General features: G+C 61.2%; 13 protein-coding genes. 5 read left to right on the top strand and 8 right to left on the bottom strand.

What is annotated here, in order from left to right; genetic code table 11:
- Genes AB4Z19_RS15045 through AB4Z19_RS15030 form a run of 4 tightly spaced genes read right to left on the bottom strand, consistent with a single transcriptional unit; the run spans position 1 to position 5,493 of the window.
- Positions 1-1,674 (bottom strand): ABC transporter ATP-binding protein, encoded by a 1,674-nt coding sequence (locus AB4Z19_RS15045; RefSeq protein ID WP_442035542.1) that lies wholly within the window; start codon positions 1,672-1,674, stop codon positions 1-3.
- A 1-nt stretch (position 1,675) separates the two neighbouring features.
- Entirely contained in the window at positions 1,676-2,776 is a 1,101-nt protein-coding gene (locus AB4Z19_RS15040) for an ABC transporter permease (protein ID WP_442029119.1), read from the bottom strand.
- A gap of 9 nt (positions 2,777-2,785) precedes the next feature.
- Positions 2,786-3,724 (bottom strand): ABC transporter permease, encoded by a 939-nt coding sequence (locus AB4Z19_RS15035; protein ID WP_442035660.1) that lies wholly within the window; start codon positions 3,722-3,724, stop codon positions 2,786-2,788.
- Positions 3,724-5,493 (bottom strand): ABC transporter substrate-binding protein, encoded by a 1,770-nt coding sequence (locus AB4Z19_RS15030; protein ID WP_442035541.1) that lies wholly within the window; start codon positions 5,491-5,493, stop codon positions 3,724-3,726. The genes AB4Z19_RS15035 and AB4Z19_RS15030 overlap by 1 nt, the downstream gene beginning before the upstream one ends.
- Before the next feature lie 375 nt (positions 5,494-5,868).
- Here AB4Z19_RS15030 and AB4Z19_RS15025 point away from each other — a divergent pair, with 375 nt between their 5' ends.
- The 3 genes from AB4Z19_RS15025 (at position 5,869) to AB4Z19_RS15015 (ending at position 12,373) form a co-directional block, all read left to right on the top strand.
- Positions 5,869-8,628 carry a TonB-dependent receptor gene (locus AB4Z19_RS15025; protein WP_442035540.1) on the top strand — a complete coding sequence of 920 codons (2,760 nt, stop codon included), beginning with the start codon at positions 5,869-5,871 and terminating at the stop codon, positions 8,626-8,628.
- Between the two features lie 476 nt (positions 8,629-9,104).
- Positions 9,105-11,990 carry a TonB-dependent receptor domain-containing protein gene (locus AB4Z19_RS15020; protein ID WP_442035539.1) on the top strand — a complete coding sequence of 962 codons (2,886 nt, stop codon included), beginning with the start codon at positions 9,105-9,107 and terminating at the stop codon, positions 11,988-11,990.
- Positions 11,991-12,112: 122 nt separating this feature from the next.
- Positions 12,113-12,373 (top strand): hypothetical protein, encoded by a 261-nt coding sequence (locus AB4Z19_RS15015; RefSeq protein WP_442026080.1) that lies wholly within the window; start codon positions 12,113-12,115, stop codon positions 12,371-12,373.
- Positions 12,374-12,380: 7 nt separating this feature from the next.
- Here the strand turns inward: AB4Z19_RS15015 and AB4Z19_RS15010 are convergent, their stop codons facing one another.
- Together AB4Z19_RS15010 and aroG are read right to left on the bottom strand one after the other, a co-directional pair.
- Positions 12,381-13,661 carry an aspartyl/asparaginyl beta-hydroxylase domain-containing protein gene (locus tag AB4Z19_RS15010; RefSeq protein WP_442035538.1) on the bottom strand — a complete coding sequence of 427 codons (1,281 nt, stop codon included), beginning with the start codon at positions 13,659-13,661 and terminating at the stop codon, positions 12,381-12,383.
- A 130-nt stretch (positions 13,662-13,791) separates the two neighbouring features.
- Positions 13,792-14,850 (bottom strand): 3-deoxy-7-phosphoheptulonate synthase AroG, encoded by a 1,059-nt coding sequence (gene aroG / locus AB4Z19_RS15005; RefSeq protein ID WP_442026082.1) that lies wholly within the window; start codon positions 14,848-14,850, stop codon positions 13,792-13,794.
- Positions 14,851-15,190: 340 nt separating this feature from the next.
- Here aroG and AB4Z19_RS15000 point away from each other — a divergent pair, with 340 nt between their 5' ends.
- Positions 15,191-18,046, top strand: a complete 2,856-nt coding sequence (locus tag AB4Z19_RS15000) for a TonB-dependent receptor (RefSeq protein ID WP_442035537.1) — start codon at positions 15,191-15,193, stop codon at positions 18,044-18,046.
- Between the two features lie 197 nt (positions 18,047-18,243).
- Complete coding sequence (locus tag AB4Z19_RS14995) at positions 18,244-20,877, top strand: TonB-dependent receptor domain-containing protein (RefSeq protein ID WP_442035536.1); 2,634 nt, start codon at positions 18,244-18,246, stop codon at positions 20,875-20,877.
- On the opposite strand, the gene AB4Z19_RS14990 is transcribed toward AB4Z19_RS14995, so the two are convergent.
- Both AB4Z19_RS14990 and AB4Z19_RS14985 read right to left on the bottom strand, forming a co-directional pair.
- Positions 20,865-21,053 (bottom strand): hypothetical protein, encoded by a 189-nt coding sequence (locus AB4Z19_RS14990; RefSeq protein WP_442026085.1) that lies wholly within the window; start codon positions 21,051-21,053, stop codon positions 20,865-20,867. The genes AB4Z19_RS14995 and AB4Z19_RS14990 overlap by 13 nt on opposite strands.
- Positions 21,050-22,177 (bottom strand): PepSY-associated TM helix domain-containing protein, encoded by a 1,128-nt coding sequence (locus AB4Z19_RS14985; RefSeq protein WP_442035535.1) that lies wholly within the window; start codon positions 22,175-22,177, stop codon positions 21,050-21,052. The genes AB4Z19_RS14990 and AB4Z19_RS14985 overlap by 4 nt, the downstream gene beginning before the upstream one ends.
- Position 22,178 lies beyond the last annotated feature (1 nt).

Here is a 22,178-nt window from a genome sequence, read left to right as displayed (position 1 = left end):
TCAGGCACCGCGCGGGATGGCCCCGAGCAGCGTCCGCGTGTAGGGATGTTGTGGATTTCGGTACAGGTCGTCAGAGTTTGCCATCTCAACCACTTCCCCTTTATTCATCACCATCACCTGATCGGAAATGTACTTCACTACCGACAGGTCGTGTGAGATAAAGATGTAGGAAAGGCCAAACTCATCCTGCAGATCTTGCAGCAAATTCAGGACCTGGGCTTGTACCGACACGTCAAGCGCCGACACCGATTCGTCGCACACCAGTATCTCCGGCTTCATGGTCAGGCAGCGCGCAATTGCAATGCGCTGACGCTGGCCGCCGGAGAATTCATGCGGATAGCGGTGGTAGGCATGCGGCGGCAGGCCGACGCGCTCCAGCAGCTGCATGGCCATCTCGGTGCGTTCCCTGTCGTTGGCGCCGATCTTGTGCAGGCGCATTGGCTCCAGCAGGATCTGGCCCACCGTGAAGCGCGGGTTCAGCGAGGCATACGGATTCTGGAAAATGATCTGGATGCGGCGCTTGTAGTCCATATACTCCTTGGCCGGCATGGAAATCAAGTCCTTGCCTTCGAAAATGGCGCTGCCGCCCGTGGCCTGATGCAGGCGCAACAGGGTCAGGCCCATGGTCGATTTGCCGGAGCCAGATTCGCCCACCACGCCCAGCGTTTTGCCGCGTGGGAGCTTGAAGCTGACATCCTTCACCGCCTGGAACTCGCGCTTGCCGAACAGGCCTTCACTCAGCCAGAAGCTTTTCTTCAGATTGCGCACATCGAGCACGATCTCGTCGTCCGGCTTGTAGCCACGCTCGCGCTGCGGCAGGTCGATGCCGGTTTTGCCGTCCATGTAGTCGGCGATGACCGGCAGACGGATCGGACGCGCATCCAGCGAGGGACGGCAATGCAGCAGCGCGCGGGTGTAGTTGTCCTTGGGCGCGCTGAAGACGTCAGCGGCACTGCCCGTTTCGCGCACTTCGCCGTGGCGCATCACGATCACTTCGTCCGCGATCTCGCCCACCAGGCCCAGGTCGTGGGTGATGAACAGCACGGACATCTGGTGCTTCTTCTGCAAACCCGCAATCAGCTCCATGATCTGCTTCTGGATCGTGACATCAAGCGCGGTGGTCGGCTCGTCGGCAATCAGCAGCTTCGGTTCGCAGGCAATCGCCATCGCAATCATCACGCGCTGCTGCTGGCCGCCGGACATCTGGCCCGGATAGGCATCGATCTTCTTGTCCGGATCGGGAATACCCACTTCCGCCAGCAGCTCCAGCGTGCGCGCCCTCGCCTGCTTCTTGTTCATGCCCATGTGCTGGCGCAGCACTTCGCCGATCTGGAAGCCGACCGTGAACACCGGGTTCAGCGAGGACATCGGCTCCTGGAAGATCATCGAGATATCCTTGCCGCACATGGCGCGGCGCTCCGCGGTCGTCAGGTGCAGCACTTCGCGGCCGTCGAACAGCACACGGCTGTTCGGATCGATGATGGTGGTCAGCTCTGGCAGCAGGCCCATGACGGCCAGCGAACTGACCGACTTGCCGCTGCCCGATTCGCCCACCAGCGCCACCGTGGCATTGCGCGGGATGCTGAAGGAAATGCCCTTCACGGCTTCAAAAGTATTCTTCTTGTCGACCTTGAAGCTGACGCGCAGGTTCTGTACTTCTAAAAGCTTGTCCATGTCACTTCACTTTCGGATCGAGCGCGTCGCGCAGGGCATCGGTAAACAGCGAGAAGGCCGTGACCAGCACCGCCATCGCGACCGCGGCTGCCGTCAGCTGCCACCACTTGCCGAGAATGAGTTCGTTCTGCGCCTCGTTCAGCATGGAGCCCCAGGACACCACGCCCACCGGCACGCCAAAGCCGAGGAAGGACAAAATCACTTCCGCCTTGATGAAGCCCACAACAAGGATGGACATCTGCACCAGCGCCACGTGGCTCACGTTCGGGAAGATGTGCGAGAACATCTTGCGCCAGCTCGATGCGCCGATCGCGTCGGCCGCCATCACGTATTCGCGCGCCTTGTGCTTGATGTATTCGGCGCGGATCAGGCGGTACGGGCCGGTCCAGCCAGTCAGGCCGAGAATCAGCACGATGGTCAGCACACCCTTCTGCTGCAGCACCGCCGCCACCGTCAGGATCATCAGGATCGACGGGATCGACGTGAAGATGCTGTAAAACCAGTTGAAGAAGTCGTCCACCAGGCCGCCATAGAAGCCGGACACCGCACCGAACAAGGTGCCCAGCGCGACTGCAAGCAGTGCGGACACCAGTCCGACGATGATTGAGGTTTCCGCGCCCTTGACGGTTTTCCTGATGATGTCATGGCCCCATTTGTCGGCGCCAAACGGCAGCGAAGGCTTGCGTTCGATGTGGGCCTGGCGTTCGGTTTTCGCCATGCCTGCGCGCAGTTCCTTCATTTCAGAGGCCAGCGGGTCCTTCACGCCGTACATCTCCACATCCTGCGTGTGGCTGGCGGACATCTCGGATTTCAGTTCGCGGATATCGGCCGCCAGCGGATCGAATTCGTTCTCCGGCACGGCTTGCGTCGCTGCCGGCGTAGCGGCAATCAGCGGTTCGGCAGCAGCGCCTGTGAACGTCGGCGGTGCATAGTTGACGGCGACTTCGTCTTCCCAATCGGACGCGATCAGGCCGGAAGCGGACAGCACCAGCAGCAAAAGGAAAGCGCCGACGATCGCCAGAGCCACCATGGCCACCCGGTCGGCGCGCAGGCGGCGCCAGGCGAGCGCCCACAGGCCGGGCGAAGCGTGAGTATCGTGCATCGTGAATCCTTACTTCAGTTGTACGCGCGGATCGACAGCCTGGTACAGCAGGTCGGTCAGCAGGTTGAATACCATGGTCGCGACGGCGACGTAGACAGTGATGGCTTTAATGACGGGGAAGTCCGAACGCTCCACTGCCAGAATCACTTCGCGCCCGATGCCGGGAATGCCGAAGAAGCGCTCCAGCAGGAAGGCGCCGATCAGCAGCGAAGGCAGGTTGGCCATCACATAGGTAATGATGGGAATCGATGCATTGCGCAGCACATGCACCCACATTACGCGCCGCTCGGACAAGCCTTTGGCACGCGCCGTACGCACATAATCCTGGTTCGCTTCATCCAGCACGAAGGTGCGGTACAGGCGCAGCGTCGGTGCAATCGATACGGCCAGGCCGATCAGAATCGGCAGCGTGGAATAGCGCAGCAGGTTCTCCGCAAAATTCTCGCCCCAGCCCTGCACCGGGAACAGGCCCGCCTTGTAGGCCAGTCCGTACTGGAACACGATGATGTAGACCAGGATGGAAATCGACATGCCCACCGTGCACGCTACCATCACCGCGCGATCGGTCAGCGAGCCGCGCACGAACGCGATGGCCAGCGCCAGCGCAATGCCGAAGAAGGTTTCTAGGATGGTCATCGGCACCAGCACGGTCAGCGATGGACCGAGGCGCGTGGTGATGATGTGCGATACCGTCTCGCCCGTGGCCCAGCTCTGGCCGAAGTCGAAGGTCACGATCTGCTTGAGGAAGATTCCCAGCTGCACGTAGTAAGGCTGGTCCACGCCCAGCTGCTTGCGGATATTGGCGATGCTCTCCGCGTTGGACATCTTGCCCGCCAAAATATACGCCGGGTCGCCGCCCACCCAGTTAAACAGTACAAAGACCAGCAGCACTACGCCCAGCACGGTCGGCAGCATTTGCCACAAGCGTCGCAACACATACGCGAACATCATTTTCCTTCAATATCAATGTAAGCCCATTCCTGATGCAGAATGGGATGCTTCTTGTAGCCCAGTATCGTCTTCTGGGCCAGCATATTGCGGAAGCGCGCATACCCCATGCGCCCCCCGCCCTGCACTTCGATGATGCGCGCCATCTTGCGGTACAGCGCATCACGTTCCGGCCCAGCCGGCATGGACTGGCTCTTCACATACAGCTTGTCGTATTCGGGGTCCTGGAAGCAGCCGCTATTGTTCTGATGGATGTAGGGACCGTAGAACAGCTGCATGAAGTTGTCGCCGTCCGGATAATCAGCGATCCACTGGAAGTTGCGGGTCTGGAGCTTGCATTCCTTTTCCGCCTTCAGCAGATCCGCCAGGGTACTGCGGTCGTTTTCCATGCGGATGCTGAGACGGTTGTATGTCTTGCGCCAGACTTCCGCCTGCAACACGCCGTTCGCCTCATTGCGCGAGGCGTAGTGAATCACCAGCGGCTTGCCATCCGGCTGCATGCGCCAGCCATCGGCGCCTTTCTTGTAGCCGAATTTATCCAGCAGCTTGTTGGCCAGCGCGGGATCGTATTGCAGCATGCTCCTGAAATTCGGATCGTGGCCAACCACGCCCGGCGGCACGGGGAAATCGAGGCGCTGCGCCTGGCCATTCCACACCAGGGCGATCTCTTCGTCCACGTCGTGCGCCATGGCGATGGCGCGGCGCAAGGCGATGCGTGCCTTGCTGCGGCCGCCCAGCACCGGGTCCTGCATATTCCAATAGTAGAAAGTGAGTTCGGGATCGAGCTGGCGCGACAGTTGAACGCCCTGCTCCTTCAACTCGGGACGCAGCTCGCCATTCATCAGGGCCTTCGGCGCCAGCGGACCGTCCAGCCAGAACAGATCCGTTTCGCCGCTGGTGAAGGACAACCAGCGCGACTGGTCTTCCAGCATGATGGAAATCTCGATGCGGCCGATCTGCGGGATCTTCTTGCCGAACATCTGGCGCACGATGCGCTGGTCGCCGGGATCGCTGCCGGCCTTGAAATCCCAGGTCTCAGGCAAATGGTCCTTGTTCTCTTCCAGCACGATCTTGCTGCCGCGTGTCCATTGACCCAGCTTGTAGTAGCCGGTGCCGACGGGATTGGCCTCCACTTCGCCCTTGCTGTCGCCGTAGGCCTTCACCACCTCGCGCGCCACGGCGGCGGTCGGCTCATGGGCCAGGATCATGCCCAGATTCCAGTCGGTCTGCACCAGATGGATGCGCAAGGTATAGGGATCGACGATTTCAAAGCCCGGAATCGGTTTGTCGTAGTCGAAATGGCCGGTGCGGGCGGCCTCGGCTGCCAGCGCATCGAGGCCGAGGATTTTGCCTTCGAACAGCCAGCTGTGCGGCGAGGCCAGCCGGGGATCGAACAGGCGCTTCCAGGAATACACGAAATCCGCCACCGTCAGCTCGCGGCGCTTGCCGCCAAAGGCCGGATCGTCGGTGAACAGCTGGCCCTTCTTCAAATGGATGGTGTAGGTCTTGCCGTCAGCCGACACTTCCGGCAACGCGGCCGCGGCGGCTGGCATCAGCTGGACCGGGCGCGCCAGGTAATCGTAGCTGTAGAGGGTATCGAAAACGGCTTGCAGGACGTGGCCGGTGTAGAGGTCGCGCGAGACGGCGGGATCGAAACTGGTTTCCGCGGCGGGGAGTATGTAACGCAATGTTTTGACCGGCTCGCCATGCGCCAGAGGGAACGCCAGCAGCGCTCCCAGGCCCAGGCACTTCAGCCAGTTAAACGTCATCGCAACTCCGGAAAAGCCGTAACGATAGCGCATATTCGCCAAATGTTGGCAATGTATCAGAAATGATACATTTTCCTGCCATCAAGTAAAAAACCTGGTTGTCTTGGACTACAGCAAGTTACACGACGAAGCCAATAATAATCGGAAAATTCGGCGAAATTTGCGCGGAGATTGCGCATCCTTATACAAATTCATACATTTTGCCGCCGAATTATCCGTTGACACCTTGTTCAGCCGAATGTTCTTATCTTCGGCTTGCAGGAACTCGGTGGAGAGTTCCTTCAAATGGGAGCACCAAAACGGCAGGAAATAGCTGTAGCTGTAGCTCGTTTTATTGGTTTACCTTTGGAGGTTTAAAACATGATGGAAAAGATCATGGCCCGTTCCGTTCGCCTGTCCATTTTGGGCGCAGCGGCTGGTCTGACTCTGGTCGCTAACGCGGCTATGGCGCAAGACGCCAACATTCAACGCGTGGAAATTACCGGTTCGAGCATCAAGCGCGCAACCGCTGAAACCGCGTCCCCGGTTCAGGTCATCACCAAGGACGACCTGGCCAAGTCCGGCAAGACCACGGTCGCCGAGTACCTGCAAACCCTGACTGCTGACGGCGCCGGCTCCCTGCCGACCACCTTTGGTAACGGTTTCGCCGCCGGCTCCACCGCGATCTCGCTGCGCGGCCTGGGTGCGACCTCGACCCTGGTGCTGCTGAACGGCCGCCGCATGGCGCCTTTCGCACGTGCCGACGACGGCCAGAAGAGCTTTACCGACCTGTCCTCCGTGCCGATGAACATCGTCGAGCGCATCGAGGTGCTGAAGGACGGCGCTTCCTCGCTGTACGGCGCCGACGCGATCGCCGGCGTGGTCAACATCATCCTGCGCAAAGACTTCACCGGCTTTGAGATGAAGGGTGAAACCGGCTGGTCGCGCTACGACGATGCCAAGCAGAACAAGGCCACCCTGACCTGGGGCACCGGCAACCTGGAAGAAGACAAGTACAACTGGGTCATCAACGCCGAGTACAGCCAGAACGACAAGCTGAACGCTTCCGACCGCAAAGACCGCGCCTACATCGGCCACGGCGACCTGCGTCCATACGGCTACCCGCTGGCGACCCAGTTCGCTACCGGCTACATCACCAATGGCGCGGCTTCCCCTAGCCCGACCGGCGCTCTGCTGAACCCGAAGACCGGCCAGTACGTTTCGCTGCCGGGCTGCGACAAGTTCTCCAGCGTGACCCCGAAAGATCCGAACGGTGGCTGCCTGTGGTACCAGGACCAGTTCCGCTCCATGCTGCCGGAAATCGAAGGCGTGAACCTGTACACCCGCGGCACCTGGCAGATCAATCCGGACCTGCAGGCGTACACCGAACTGGGCTACTCCTCGCGTAAAGCGTCGTTCACCCTGACCCCAGGTTCCTCGTCCAGCACCATCGCCTTCCCAGGCACCAACGGCGGCCCGAACCAGCTGATCAACTACGGCTCGACCATCCTGATGGCGGCCAACCACCCGCAGAACCCGTACGGCGTCGCTACCCGCGTGCGCTACTCGGCATGGGATGTGGGCGCGAGCACCCGTTCCGCTGACAACGAGTTCACCCGCTTCGTGGTGGGCCTGAAGGGCAGCAACGCAGGCTGGGACTGGGAAACCGGCTTCACCCACTCCGAGTCCAAGCTGGACCTGGAATGGACCAATATGCTGAACATGAAAGTGCTGAAGGCCGCCCTGGGCGACCCAACCAGCAAGTTCTTCCCGTACTACATCGGCGCCGATGCGTCCAAGAACTCGCCTGAGCTCTACAACGCGCTGCGCTACACCGCGACCTCGCACTCGACCACCAAGCTGGACATCGTTGACTTCAAGGCGTCCCGCGAACTGTTCGAACTGCCAGGCGGCAACCTGGGTCTGGCAATCGGCGGCGAACACCGCCGCGAAAAGCTGGATAACCCAAGCCTGACCGGTACCGATGACGGCACCATCAACTCTTCCTACACCGCCGCTTTCGGCGACACCAAGGTTTCCGCGCTGTATGTTGAAGCCCTGGCACCAGTGTGGAAAGGCGTTGAAGTTACCGGCGCTGTGCGTTACGACAAATACGACAACTTCAGCTCCACCACGCCGAAGTTCGGTGTGAAGTGGACGCCGGTGAAGACCTTCGCGATCCGCGGCACTTACACGGAAGGCTTCCGTGCGCCGTCGGCAGCGGAATCGAATCCATTGTCGCAAGCAGTCGGCAGCGCGCCGGTACGTGACCCGATCCGCTGCCCGAACGGCACCCCGGCTCCGGGCGCATCCTCCGGCGACTGCGCGATCAGCGTGCAGGCGATCAAGATCGGTAACCCGAACCTGGAACCTGAAAAGTCCAAGGGCTACACCCTGGGCATCGTGTGGGACCCGCTGCAGGACCTGAGCCTGTCGGTGGACGGCTGGAAGATCAAGCGTTCCAACGAGATCAACCCGGTCTCCTACGCCGAAGCAGCGCTGAACCCGAACGCTGTGCGTAACGACAACAACCTGAAGGATGCCGCCGGCAATGTGATCCCGAATTCGGGCACCCTGCTGGTGCTGTCCGGCGCGTACCGCAACTCGTCCTACACCCAGGTTTCCGGTGTGGACGTGGATGTGAAACAGCGTCTGCGTCTGGGTCAATACGGTAAGGCCACCATCGGCATGACGTGGACCCACATCGCTTCCTGGCTGCGTGCGGAATCGGATACCCTGCAGTACCAGTTCGCCGGCACCCACGGCAACTGCGATACGTCGAACTGCGCCGGTACCCCGAAGAACAAGATCAACCTGACCGCTTCCTGGGACATCAGCAAGTTCAACTTCACCGCTACCGCCAACTACCGCGACAGCATGAAGAACATCAAGTTTGAAGGCGACCTGTGCGCCAACAAACTGGCTGATGGCACCGATGCACCGAACGGCTGCAAACTGGCTTCGTTCACCACGGTTGACCTGTCGACCCGCTGGAACTTCAGCAAACAGCTGACCCTGTTCGCTTCGGTATCCAACCTGTTCGACAAGATCGCTCCGCTGGACCCGCTGACCTACGGTGGCATTTCCTTCAACCCGATGGACGGTTCGGGCGCGATTGGCCGCTACTTCAAAGCAGGTGCGCAGTACAAGTTCTAAGCCCTCTGATTTGAGCTGAAGTTCGCTCGGAAAGGCGGTGAGAAATCACCGCCTTTTTTTATTTCCCATAGGAACCAAACGTCATCAAAAGTGTCGCGCGGAAGTCACACCCATTTGGCTAGTTTGCCGAATTAATAAATTGATTTTCGTCAAAGTACCGAACTATTCACCAGTGGAAAGTTCTTTCATATGCCTGTCATATTGGCCAATTTGTATTCAATTTAGCTAAACACCACGCCAACTCCTGCGATATCGCACGCAACTCCCCCAATCCCTGCGGCTCGCCCTGAAGTGAAACTTCAACATTGACACTATGAACACACGGATGATTTCATACCGTATGGAAAAAACGTTGCTGTTCTTTTCATTGGCGTCCTGCATGGACATCAACTTTAAACAGGACGGTATGGCGGCGATCAGCCCTCATCCGGCTTGATCTAAAAAGGGAGTAAAAAAATATGATGGTGGAATCGATTTTGTCCCGCTCTGTACGCCTGATTTGCGCAGGCGGCATGGCGCTGGGCGTATCGGCTGCGTTCGCACAAGATGCGAGCCAGGCGATGCAGAAGGTGGAAGTTACCGGTTCGCGCATCCCGAGCGCAAACCTGGAAGGCGTGTCCCCGATCACGGTGATGACCGCTAAAGAGATCAAGATGGATGGCGTGCGTTCGGTAGAAAACCTGCTGAACAACATGCCGCAGGTGTTTGCTGACCAGGGCGGTACCATTTCCAATGGTTCCTCCGGTACTGCAACCGTCAACCTGCGTAACTTCGGCGCCGACCGCACCCTGGTGCTGGTCAACGGCCGTCGTCTGCCGGCCGGTTCGCCGTCCAATACCGCAGCTGACTTGAACCAGATCCCAGCACCGCTGATCAAGAAAGTTGAAATCCTGACCGGTGGCGCAGGCGCCGTGTACGGTTCCGATGCAGTGGCCGGTGTGGTCAACTTCATCCTGCAGGACAACTACCAGGGCGTGCAGATCGAGGCCAATGAGTCCTTCTACAACCACGGCCAGCACAGCGACGCAGGCCAGGCTGCCAACAATGCCCGTAACTTCGCGCTGCCAGGCGACAAATTCGCTGACGGCCGCATCAAGGATGCCAACCTGCTGATCGGTGGCAACTTCGACGAAAACCGCGGTAACGCCACCGTCTTCTTCAACTACAAGAAAGAAGACGCCCTGCTGCAATCCGAGCGCGACTTCTCCGCTTGCTCGTTCGGCGGCTTCACCTCCGGCAATACCCTGAAGTGCGGCGGTTCCGGTACCTCCTACCCGGGCCGCTTCCTGGTGGCTGGTGGCCAGAAGACCGTTGCTGACGCAAACGGCGGCGTACGTAACTACGTTGCTGCGACCGACCAGTACAACTTCGGTCCGCTGAACTACTTCCAGCGTCCTTCCGAGCGTTATGGCTTCAACGCCCAGGCGCACTACCAGGTCAACGAACACACCCGCATCTACACCGAAGCATCGTTCCACGATGACCACACCGTGGCTCAGATCGCTCCGTCCGGCCTGTTCGGTTTCGACGCATCCGGTCCTAACGCCATCCACTACGAGAACCCATTCCTGTCGCAGCAGTGGAAAGACGCCCTGGGCCTGAAGAACCCGGGCGACACCGCTGACGCCATCATCTTCCGCCGTAACGTGGAAGGCGGCGGCCGCCAGGATGACATCCGTCACACCTCCTACCGCGGCGTGATCGGCGTCAAGGGCGAGATCGGCAACTGGAACTACGACGCATTCGGCCAACTGGGCCGCGTGCTGTACGCAGAGAACTACTTCAACGACTTCTCCAACGTGCGCATCGGCCGCTCGCTGGATGCGGTGACCAACTCGGCCGGCCAGATCGTCTGCCGCTCCGTGGTCGACGGCACCGACCCGAACTGCGTACCGTACAACATCTGGTCGCTGGGCAAAGTATCGCCTGACGCGCTGACGTATCTGCAGACCCCGGGCTTCAAGCGTGGCTCGACCCACCAGTCCGTGCTGGGCTTCAACGCCGGTACCGACCTGGGCAACTACGGCATCAAACTGCCAACCGCTGAAAACGGCGTGGCATTCAACCTGGGCTTCGAGCACCGCACCGAGAAGCTGAGCCTGGCAACCGACCAGGAATTCGACACCGGTGACCTGGCTGGCCAGGGCGGCCCAACCCACGGCGTGGAAGGCCAATACTCGGTGAAGGACTACTTCGTCGAAACCCGCGTTCCGCTGATTGAGCACAAGCCATGGGCTGAACTGCTGTCCGCTAACCTGTCCTACCGTCGTTCGGACTACTCCACCGACCAGAAGACCAACTCCTACGGTATCGGTACCGAGTGGAAGCCGATGGAACTGTTCGGCATGCGCGCGTCCTACCAGCGTTCGGCTCGTGCAGCAAACGTGGTTGAACTGTTCACTCCACAAGGTATCGGTCTGTACGACAACGATAAAGATCCTTGCGCAGGCGCGACCCCGTCCGCATCCTTCGCTCAGTGCGCGAAGACCGGCGTGACCGCGGCACAGTACGGCCACATCGACGACAGCCCGGCTGGCCAGTACAACGCCCTGTTCGGTGGTAACAAGAACCTGGCTCCGGAAATCGGCAAGTCCTACACCGTTGGTCTGGTGCTGACCCCAGCGAAGAACCTGTCCCTGTCCCTGGACTACTTCAACATGAAGGTCACCGGTGTGATCGCTGGCGCGCCAGCTACCACCACCCTGAACCAGTGCTTGCTGACCGGCGATCCGAAGTTCTGCTCGCTGATCACTCGTGACCGTCTGGGCACCCTGTGGGCCCTGCCGACCGCGCAGATCGTTGCGACCAACCAGAACCTGGGTATGCGCAAGACCTCCGGCCTGGACGTTATCGCCAACTACCGCATGAAGGCGCCTAACAACCTGGGCTCGCTGGACTTCAACCTGACCGGCACCTGGCTGAAAGAGTTCAAGCAGGAAGACGTACCTGGTACCGGCGAGTACGATTGCGCCGGCCTGTTCGGCCCATCCTGCGGCACTCCGCTGCCTAAGTGGCGTCACAAGGCCCGTGCTTCGTGGCAGACCCCATGGGCCGTGGATCTGGCTCTGACCTGGCGTTACATCAAGAAGGTCAACCTGTCCTCGACCAGCGACAACCCGATCCTGGCCGGCGATTCGGAGCCAGCTGACCGCGTGTTCGGTTCCCGCAACTACTTCGACCTGGCTGCGAGCTACAACATCAACAAGATCTTCACCGTGCGCGGTGGCGTCAACAACCTGTTCGACAAAGATCCTCCAGTTGGTGGCGTGACCTCCAGCACTTTCGGCAACGGCAACACCTTCCCACAGGTGTACGATGCTCTGGGCCGCCGCGTGTTCATGAACGTGACCGCGAAGTTCTAAGCCTTAGCGCTGTGAACGACAAAAAACCTCGCCCGCTGGGCGAGGTTTTTTTTTGATTGATTTTCACACTGCACGGTCGTAAGCTGGCCATGCAAATTTAATAAGAAAGGGACTTTATGGAAATGAAAAGTGTATGCGCCCTGCTGGGCGCCCTGGCGCTGACCGCCTGCGCCGCCAGCCAGGAGCCAATTGTCACCGAGGCGGATATTCAGAACGCCAAGCAGATGCAGGCGATTCAGGCCAAGCAGACAACGCTGACCGGCAGCCGTATTCCTGGCCGCATGACCTCGGAACAGATGCTGCGCTCGACCGGCCAGCAGGACTTCCGCGATTCGACGGAAGTCAAATCAATCGGCAATACCCTGCACGCTAACGGCCAGTAAGCGCGTATCAGAGGCCGAAGCCTGCGCTTTCGGCCGAATAAGCCCGCATGCCTTCACTGAGCGCACTGATCATGGTGCGCTCAGCTTCACTCAGATGCGGGTGCCAGACATCGARAATCAGTACCACGCGCAGCTCATCGCTTCGGTTCCAGGCTTCGTGCTCGATGGTGTCATCGAATACCCACGCCTTGCCCGGCACCCACTCCCGCGTTTCATTCCCCACCCGGAAGCCGCAATGCGGCGGCACGATCAGAGGCAGATGCACCACCAGGCGTGAATTGGACACGCCGCAGTGCGGCGGAATATGCGTGCCAGGCCTTAGCAGGGAAAACATGGCGGACGGCGTCCGGCCCGTCTGGCGCGGCTGTGGCGCCCCGCCCAGTGCCGCCATGGTGACCGGGCAGCGCGCGGCATTGGCTGGCGACAGCACGCCGTCCTTGATCAGGTGGAAGGCGCTCCAGCGCGGCGACTTGTTCAGCTCGGCCCACTGCGCCAGCGGCATATCGTCCGCATAATTCAGATAAGGTTCGAAACCATTGTCCTCGGCCAGCACGGCCAGGAATTCCTTGCGGATCGCATCGGTCTGCGCCTCGACCGCATCCAGCCAGGGAAAGTCTTCGCGCGCGAAAAAGCTCAGCGGCAGCAGGCCGGGGTAATGGTATTGCGCCGATTGCGATTCGAAGCGGCGCTTGCGGCCGAACATGATGTCCAGCGAATCCTGGAAGCGGCCCAGGTTACCGCCGCCCAGCGAGGCGATATGCGGCGCCAGGAAGGTTTCGAGATAGGTGCTGAAGTCGCGATCGTAATGCTCACGGAAAGCCAGCGCCTTCTGCAGCAGCGGCCGCAGATTGGGATGCAGCTGTTCCAGCGGCGGCGCCACACGGGCCGCCGCGCCATAGGCTTGGGCCGCGGCGTGCGTCTTCTTCTGGCGTTCGTACAGGGCGCCGCGCAGCAGCAGCGCCAGCAAGTCCTGCGGATCGCGCTTCAACGCGCCGCTCAGGGCGGCATCCTCGCCCGCCTCGTCGCCCTGCTGCTGGCAGACCACGGCCAGGTTGATCCATTGCTGCAGATCGCTGCCATCCGCCTGTACCAGGCGTTCCAGCAGGCTGCGCGCCTCCTTTAAGTCCTGGCGGCGGAAAGCCCGCTGCGACATGGCCAATAAGGCGCGGGGATGATTGGGGTCGAGGGCAAGAATGCGGGTCCAAATCTGGCCTGCGCGCTCGTCCTGTCCGGACTGGATGGCGCGCAGCACCTCGGCTTCAAGCGCCGCAATCTCCCTGGTCTCCAATTTTTCTCCTTATATACAATCGATACACTTCGTTACATCAATCGATTGTAAGGAGCAACTAATCAGAGCCGCAATGAAAAGTCACACATTGTTGCGTCCACCCCACCACTACTGCCGTGGCGTAAGGACTTTATTCGCCTTTCAGACGGCGCTGACGCACCGCTTCGGCCAGACCTTCCAGCACCTGCACGCTGGCATCCCAGTCGATGCAGCCGTCGGTGATCGACTGGCCATAGGTCAGTTCCTTGCCCGGCACCAGATCCTGGCGGCCGAACACGAGGTGCGATTCCACCATCACGCCCACGATACGGGTGTCGCCACCGGCCACCTGCCCCGCGATGTCGGCACATACCGGCACCTGGTTTTCCGGCTTCTTCGAGCTGTTGGCGTGCGACGCATCGATCATCAGGCGCGCCGCCAGGCCCTGGCCGGCGATCGCCTTGGCCGCGTCTTCCACGCTGGCCGCGTCGTAATTCGGCACCTTGCCGCCGCGCAGAATGATGTGGCAATCCTCATTGCCATTGGTGGACACGATGGCCGAGTGGCCGCCCTTGGTCACCGACAGGAAGTGGTGCGGCTGCGAGGCGGCCTTGATCGCTTCCACCGCGATCTTGGTGTTGCCGTCCGTGCCGTTCTTGAAGCCCACCGGGCAGGACAGGCCGGACGCCAGCTCGCGGTGCACCTGCGATTCCGTGGTGCGCGCCCCGATCGCGCCCCAGGAAATCAGATCGGCAATGTACTGCGGGCTGATCACGTCCAGAAATTCGGTGCCGGCCGGCAGACCCAGCTCGTTGATGTCGCGCAGCAACTCGCGCGCCATGCGCAGCCCGTCGTTGATGCGGAAACTGTTGTCCATGTACGGGTCGTTGATCAGGCCTTTCCAGCCCACCGTGGTGCGCGGCTTCTCGAAGTACACGCGCATCACGATTTCCAGGTCGTCCTTCAGACGCTCGCGCATCTGCACCAGGCGGCGCGCATACTCCATCGCCGCTTTCGGGTCGTGGATCGAGCACGGGCCGATCACCACCATCAGGCGATCATCCTGGCCGTGCAGGATGCGATGCAAAGCGACGCGCGCGCTGGACGCGGTCTGGGAAGCAGCCTCGGTGCAAGGGAACTCGCGGATCAAATGCGAGGGCGGCGTCAGTTCCTTCATTTCGCGGATGCGCAAATCGTCGGTGCGTTGCATATTGAATCTCCTGGGGATGGGTAAAAAAAAACCGCCATCTCTGGCGGTTTTTGGTATTTGCTGGGATCTCGTTTTTGCTGCTACGTGAACCGGCCGCTACTCCACCGCCTGAGGGTTGGAATGGCTAAAGTAAAAGTGGCCGGTAAAGAAAACGAAGCGCTGCATGGTCGAAAGATCCATTAATTTCGAACCACTATAGCAACAGATCGCAGCCTTTGCAAGCGAGGTTGATCGACGGAATTGTGTCGCGCACATACGACGGAATTCATACTCGGCTTTGCAAATTGGCATATAACGGCAGCTCTCGCATGAAAACACATTAACTTTCCTGGAGATTGCCATGCACCGAATGCGCCCCTTACCGGGCGTACTGCGACGAGCTTTTCCTCTTGCAGTCACGCCCCTTCTGCTGTCCACCTTCGCCGCACAAGCCCAGACCATGGGCCCCGATCAAAGCCAGCCAATCCAGCGTGTCGAAATCACCGGCTCCAACATCCGCCGGGCGCAGGCCGAAACGTCCAATCCCGTGCAGACCCTGAACCGCGCCGACATCGAGAAGTCGGGCAAGACCACGGTCGCCGAGCTGCTGCAAACGCTGGCGGTGGATAACCAGGGCTCCGTGCCGACCACCTTCGGCAACGGCTTCGCGGCGGGCGCCTCCGGCATCTCGCTGCGCGGCCTCGGTTCCGCCTCGACCCTGGTGCTGCTGAACGGCCGCCGCATCGCGCCTTACGGCCTGGCGGACGATGGCCAGAAAGTGTTTGCCGACCTGAACATCATTCCGACCGAAGCGGTGGACCGGGTTGAAGTGCTGAAGGGCGGCGCCTCCGCCATTTACGGCTCGGACGCCATTGCCGGCGTGGTCAACGTCATCCTGCGCAAGGATTATGTGGGCACGGCGATCCGCGCCAGCCAGGGCATCTCGCAGGAGCGCGATGGCGGCGATTCGCGCGTGTCGATCACGCATGGCTTCGGTGACCTCGACAAGGACCGCTATAACGCCCTGTTCAGCATCGAGTTCGGCAAGAAGAACGAGGTGTGGAACCGCGACCGCGACGACCGCGGTCCGGTGGGCCGCGCCGACCTGCGCGACTTCGGCTTCAGCGCCCAGGAAGCGCTGGGCGGCACCGGCGCCATCACCACCAACAATGCGGCCGGCAGTTCAGTCAACGGCAATGTGCGCAACCCGGCCACGCTCGACTACTACAGCCGCGGCAATCCGGCCGGCGCCGGCTTCACCCGCTTCTTCCCCGGCGCGGCCTGCTCCAACTTCACCAATCATCCGCAGGGCGATCCTGGTGGCGGCTGCCTGATCGACTCGACCCAGCAATACAGCCAGATCCAGCCGCGCCAGCGCACGCTGAATCTGTTCGGCCGCTTCACCTACCAGATCAATCCGGACTGGCAGACTTATTTCGAAGTGAATGGCTACCGCAGCAACTCGAAGTCGTCCACCACGCCCTCCACCATCAGCGCCAACGAAGGCTATCCGGGCGGCCCGGTCAGCAATGCCGGCGTGTCGCTGGGCGCGGCGCATCCGGACAATCCCTACTATGGCACGGCCGCACGGCTGCGCTACCTGGCCTGGGACATCGGCCCGCGCGTGAGCGAAATCGAATCGACCTTCACCCGCGCGGTGGCGGGCGTGAAAGGCAGTGCATACGGTTGGGACATCGACAGCGCCCTGCTCTTCTCGGAGAACAAGGTGAGCAACGACCGCGATGGCTATATCCAGCGCGACGTTGCCTTCGCCCTGCTGAACCCATCGGCCGCCAACGTGGCCGCGGCGATGAACAATCCGCTGTATGCCGGCCTGCCGCCTGGCAGCTACTGGCGCATCGGCGAGAACGCGGGTCTGAACTCGCGTGCGATTTACGAAGCCCTGTCGCCGACGATCTCGAACGACGCCCACACCCGCATCGCGCAGATCGACTTCAAGGCTTCGCGCGAATTCGGCAAGCTGCCTGGCGGTGCGCTGGGCCTGGCGGTAGGCGGTGAATTCCGCCACGAATCGACCGAGCTGCAGCCAACCGCCGGCACGGAGCGCGGCAACATCATTGGCCTGGGCTACTCCGCGTATGAAGGCAGCCGCAATGCTTCGGCCCTGTATGCCGAGCTGCTGGCGCCGGTGCTGAGTTCCGTGGAGCTGTCCGGCGCGCTGCGCTATGACCACTTCACCGACGTCGGCAATTCGTATACGCCGAAGGTCGGCTTGAAATGGACGCCGATAAATAACTTCGCCGTACGCGCCAACTTCGAACGCGGCTTCCGCGCGCCAAGCGCCGCGGAGAACGGCCGCGGCGGCCTGGCGGCCTTCTCCACAGCTGCCGATCCGCTGCGCTGCGCACTGGGCGTGGCGGCGGCCTGCAACCCTGCCTCGATTGCCGTCATCACCTCGCCGAATCCCGACCTGTCGCCGGAACGTTCGAAGAGCTATTCGGTGGGCGTGCTGTGGGACCCGCTGCCGCGTACCAGCCTGTCGGTGGACCTGTGGGAGATCAAGCGCAAGAACGAGATCAACCAGCAGCAGGTTGATGCCGCAATCGCAGCCGGCAATGTGGCACGCGATCCATCGACCGCCACCAGCATTCCTGGCGACCCTGGCGCCATCACGGCGGTGCTGGCGAAATACGTGAACTCGGCCTCGACCAAGGTGCGCGGCATCGACCTGGATGCGCGCCGCACCTGGGGCCTGGGCAGCTACGGCAACCTGGCCACCGACATCAAGTGGACCCACCTGTTCAAGTGGGTGCGCACCGAGCAGGACGGCACGTCGCGCGATTTTGCCGGCACGCATGGCAACTGCGACGTCACCAACTGCATGGGCACGCCGGATGATCGCATCAACCTCTCGGCCAGCTGGGAACGCAGCCAATGGAAGGTCACCGGCACGGTCAACTATCGGGCCAAATTCGACAACACTCTGTTCAAGGATGACCCGGATGGCTGCGCCAGCCACTTCGCCGATGGCCGCGATGCACCGAACGGTTGCCGCATCGCCTCCTTCACCACGGTGGACCTGACGGCACGCTATCGCATCAATCCGAAGCTGGAACTGTTTGGCACCATCCAGAACCTGTTCGACAAAGAGCCCCCGCTCGATCCGCTGACCTATGGCGCAGCAGGCTACAACCCGCTCGATTACAGCGGGGCCATCGGACGCTACTTCAACGTCGGACTGCGCTACCAGTTCTGATCACAACCCGAGGCAACAGCAGGTGGCAGGCACATCGTGCCTGCCACCAGGGTCACGCCGGTTTTTGACGCTTCGTTACAACACCGATCATATTATTTTCTAGACAATTGTTTTATATCAATTAGACTCTATGCAACCCATTGCACTGTCGTGGAACAGTGCTTGGCCGATCCACACTCACCATGGAGAGTCTGTTGATGAACTTACGCGTATGTGTGCTGTCCGCCTGGGGCCTGCTGGCCACCCTGCCCGCCCTGGCTCAAGAAATCCCTCCTGAAGAAAAAATGATCCGTGTTGAAATCACGGGTTCCTCGATCAAGCGGCTAGTGTCCGAGACATCCCAGCCGCTTTCCGTTTTCAAGGCCGAAGAATTCACCAAGCAAGGCCTGACCACTGCCCAGGAAGTGCTGGACCGCATCCCGTCCAACCAGACCAGCATGGGCGCGGGCAATACCGTTGGCGGTAACTCCAGCGGTCTGCCGACCGGCGGCCAGGCCGTCGCCGACTTGCGCGGCCTGGGCGGCGACAAGACCCTGGTGCTGCTGAACGGCCGCCGCATCGCCAACCACCCGTATGACGGCGCCAGCGTCGACCTGAACATCATCCCCGTGGCCGCGCTGGAACGCGTGGAAGTGCTGCGCGACGGCGCCTCCGCGATTTACGGCACCGACGCCATCGGCGGCGTGATCAACTTCATCACGCGCCGTTCCGTTACCGGCACCACGGTGACGGCGGAAGGCGTGATTCCCGAGCACAGCGGCGGCAAGGAAAAGCGCGCCAACATCATCAGCGGCATTGGCAATCTGGATGCCGATGGCTGGAATGCATTTGGCGTGATCGATTACCACAAGCAGGATGTGCTGACCTCGCAGCAGCGTCCCTTCTCCGCCACCGGCATCATTCCCGATCACGGGGTGAACGAAACCTCGGGCACCACCTTCCCCGGCAATTACTTCGACCCGACTTCAGGCGCCACCGGCAATCCCGGTTTCGCCAAAGGCTGCGACCAGCCCTTCTCGGTACCGCGCGCCAGCAATGGCACCTGCCGCCAGGACTACACGCGCCTGATCGACGACCTGCCGGAACAGGAACAGGTTGCCTTCTTCGGCCGCGCCGCCATGAAGTTCGGCGAGCACACGGCCAGCCTGGAATACCTGCATTCGCAAAACAAGGTGATGTCGCGCACCGCGCCGCCACCCCAGACGGATCTGATCCTGCCGAAGTCCAGCCCCTACTATCCGGGCAATTCGGGCGGCGTGCCTGCGCAGCCGGGCCTGTCCGGTGATCCGCTGTCGGTGAACTGGCGTCCGACCGAAGCGGGCCAGCGCCAGATCAATTCCAAAGGCCAGGCCGATCGCCTCGTCGGCGCACTGGAAGGCCTGGTGGCAGGCTGGGATTACAAGGCGGGCCTGAGCCACTCCATCAGCAAATCGGAAGAGAACTTCACCGGCGGCTATGTGCAGGATGCGGGCTTCGCGGCCGGCGTCTTCAACGGCATCCTGAATCCATTCGGCTTGCAGAACGATGCGGGCAAGGCCTACCTCGCCAGCGTGGCGCTGCGCGGCCGCGTGCAGGATGCGAAGAACACCACCACCGCCTTCGACGCCAAAGCCAGCCGCGATCTGATGCAGCTGGCGGGTGGCCCGCTGGCTGTGGCAGTCGGCACCGAGATCCGCCACGAGAAGGCGGACTTCAACGTGAACCGCGATATCGCAGGGCAAGCCGCCAGCTCCGGCCTTTCCGGGTCGCTGTCGAAAAACGGCTCGCGCAATATCCAGGCAGTGTTTGGCGAATTGAGCGTACCGGTCATCAAGGACCTCGACATCCAGGCCGCCGTGCGCTGGGACCACTACAACGATGTGGGCAGCACCACCAATCCGAAACTGGGCCTGCGCTACCAGCCTAACCAGACCGTTGTCCTGCGCGGTTCGGCCAGCACGGGCTTCCGCGCGCCGACCCTGTTCGAGAAGAACGCGCCGCAGTCCAAGAACGACACCAGCAATTCGTACAACGATCCGATCCTGTGCCCGAACGGCGTGCCGCAGCCAGGCGCCAATCCGCTGCGCGATTGCGATCTGCAGCAGTTCAAACTGCAGGGCGGTAATGCGAACCTGAGTCCGGAAAAGTCGACCACCTTCTCCTTCGGTGCCGTGATTGCGCCAATCCAGAACGTGACGCTGGCCGTCGACTACTGGAACATCCACCTGCGCGACAAGATCTCCTCGCTGCCGGAGCAAACCATTTACGGCGACTACGAGAAATACAAGGCGCGCTTCCTGCGTAATCCGGATGGTTCGCCATATGCAATCCTGGACCTGAACGAGAACCTGGGCAAGGTGCACACCGATGGTCTCGACATCAGCCTGACTGCCAATAGCGGCCGTACCGACTATGGCAACTTCGCCTTCACGCTGGACGGCACCTGGGTGCACAAGTACGAGTACCAGAACGAGCGCGATGGTGAGTTCATCCAGAACGTCGCCCGCTACGGCGACAATGCGCCGGTGTTCCGCTGGAAGCACAACGCTTCCCTCACCTGGAAGTACAGCACCTGGTCGGCCACGCTGTCGCAGACCTTCCGCACCGGCTACGACGACCAGAACCTGGTTGATCCGCAACACTTCAACAAGGTGTCGTCCTATCAGCTGTGGAATTTGTCGACGACCTATACCGGCTTCAAAGGCTTCAGCCTGACCGCCGGCATCAAGAATCTGTTCGACAAAGATCCGCCGTTCACCAATCAGGGCACGGTGTTCCAGAAGGGTTACGATCCGCGTTTCACCGATCCGATCGGCCGCGCGCTCTACCTGCGCGGCAGCTACACCTTCTGATCACGGCGCGGCCTGCGCAAGCCATACCAGGCGCAGGCCGCGACCGGTATGCCAAGGGCGACGGCGGAGACGCCGTCCCACACGCCATCGCCCAGCAGGGCCGCAATCAGTCCCACCATCGTCAGCAAGCCCATCGCCAGAGGTGCGCCCCACAAGCGCAGGAAGGCTGCGTTCATGCCGCCTCCGCTGCGATCGCGCTGTTCGTTGCGGGCACACTCACGCCACGTTTCAGCCACAGATACAGGCCGCTGCCCAGCACGATGATCGTTGCCAGATCGAGCATCGCCCACAGGAACTGCATCCATCCACCGCCGTAATCGCCGAAATGCAGCGGCTGCGAAATCAGCAGCGCGGTCAGATACCACGGCAGCTCGCGGCTGTCCGTGATCTGCGCGGTTTGCGCATCGACCAGCACCGGCTTGTACAAGCGCGAAGTCAGGGCCGTGTCGCCGCGCAGGAAGATGCCGTAGTGGTGGGCACTGGAGTAAGGCGTGCCGGGGAAGGCGACAAAGCCGATCTTCATGCCCGGCTCACGCGCCAGGGCACGCGCCATCGAATCCTGCATAGACCCCAGTTCCTTCAACTGCGGCGCGTTCCTGTACGGTGCGACCATGTCCGCCATCTCGGTGGATTGCCAATACTTCAGCATCAGATCGGCCCAGGTATTGACCATGCCCGTCGCGCCAACCACGAAGGTCCACACCAGCGTGACGATGCCCAGCAGATTATGCAAGTCCAGCCACTTCAGGCGCGGCGCACGCCCGCGGCGCACGGTGCCGAAATCCAGCTTGCGCATGAAAGGCGCGTACAGCACCACACCGGACACGATGGCCACCAGCAGCAGCAAGCCCATGAAACCGAGAAACAGCTTGCCCCACAAGCCCGAGTACAAATCCACGTGCAGGTGGAACATCACGCTCATGAAGCTGCCTTCGAACTTCGGCTGCGCCAGCACTTGCGCCGTGCGCGCATCCACCGCCACCGACACATAATCCGGATCGACCGGATTGGCGCCCAGCGTCAGATTCCAGATATTCGGCTCGTCCGCTTCCTGCGACATGTACATCATTATCTTGCCCGGATGCAGAGCCGACGCCGCTGCGATCACCTTGTCCAGATTGGCCTTCGGTGTGTTCACCGGCAACACGGGCGCCTCCACATCATCGCCCAGCAGGTGGCCGATTTCGTGGTGGTAGATCAGCGGCAACCCCGTCACGCACAGCAGCAGCATGAAGACGGTGCAGACCAGACTGCTCCACTTGTGAATCCACGCCCAGCGGCGGGTGGTTTGGGGGCTCATG

Source organism: Pseudoduganella sp. RAF19 (genome assembly GCF_052114165.1).
Lineage (GTDB): Bacteria > Pseudomonadota > Gammaproteobacteria > Burkholderiales > Burkholderiaceae_D > Rugamonas.
The sequence above is the reverse complement of the archived record's forward strand: the minus strand, read 5'-3'. Positions and strand labels throughout refer to the sequence as shown.

Coding starts and splice junctions, on each gene's coding strand:
- AB4Z19_RS15035 (WP_442035660.1), bottom strand. CDS start 3,724: ATGTTCGCGTATGTGTTGCGACGCTTGTGGCAAATGCTGCCGACCGTG.
- AB4Z19_RS14995 (WP_442035536.1), top strand. CDS start 18,244: ATGAACTTACGCGTATGTGTGCTGTCCGCCTGGGGCCTGCTGGCCACC.
- AB4Z19_RS15000 (WP_442035537.1), top strand. CDS start 15,191: ATGCACCGAATGCGCCCCTTACCGGGCGTACTGCGACGAGCTTTTCCT.
- AB4Z19_RS15045 (WP_442035542.1), bottom strand. CDS start 1,674: ATGGACAAGCTTTTAGAAGTACAGAACCTGCGCGTCAGCTTCAAGGTC.
- AB4Z19_RS15040 (WP_442029119.1), bottom strand. CDS start 2,776: ATGCACGATACTCACGCTTCGCCCGGCCTGTGGGCGCTCGCCTGGCGC.
- aroG (WP_442026082.1), bottom strand. CDS start 14,850: ATGCAACGCACCGACGATTTGCGCATCCGCGAAATGAAGGAACTGACG.
- AB4Z19_RS15030 (WP_442035541.1), bottom strand. CDS start 5,493: ATGACGTTTAACTGGCTGAAGTGCCTGGGCCTGGGAGCGCTGCTGGCG.
- AB4Z19_RS15015 (WP_442026080.1), top strand. CDS start 12,113: ATGAAAAGTGTATGCGCCCTGCTGGGCGCCCTGGCGCTGACCGCCTGC.
- AB4Z19_RS15025 (WP_442035540.1), top strand. CDS start 5,869: ATGGCCCGTTCCGTTCGCCTGTCCATTTTGGGCGCAGCGGCTGGTCTG.
- AB4Z19_RS14985 (WP_442035535.1), bottom strand. CDS start 22,177: ATGAGCCCCCAAACCACCCGCCGCTGGGCGTGGATTCACAAGTGGAGC.
- AB4Z19_RS14990 (WP_442026085.1), bottom strand. CDS start 21,053: ATGAACGCAGCCTTCCTGCGCTTGTGGGGCGCACCTCTGGCGATGGGC.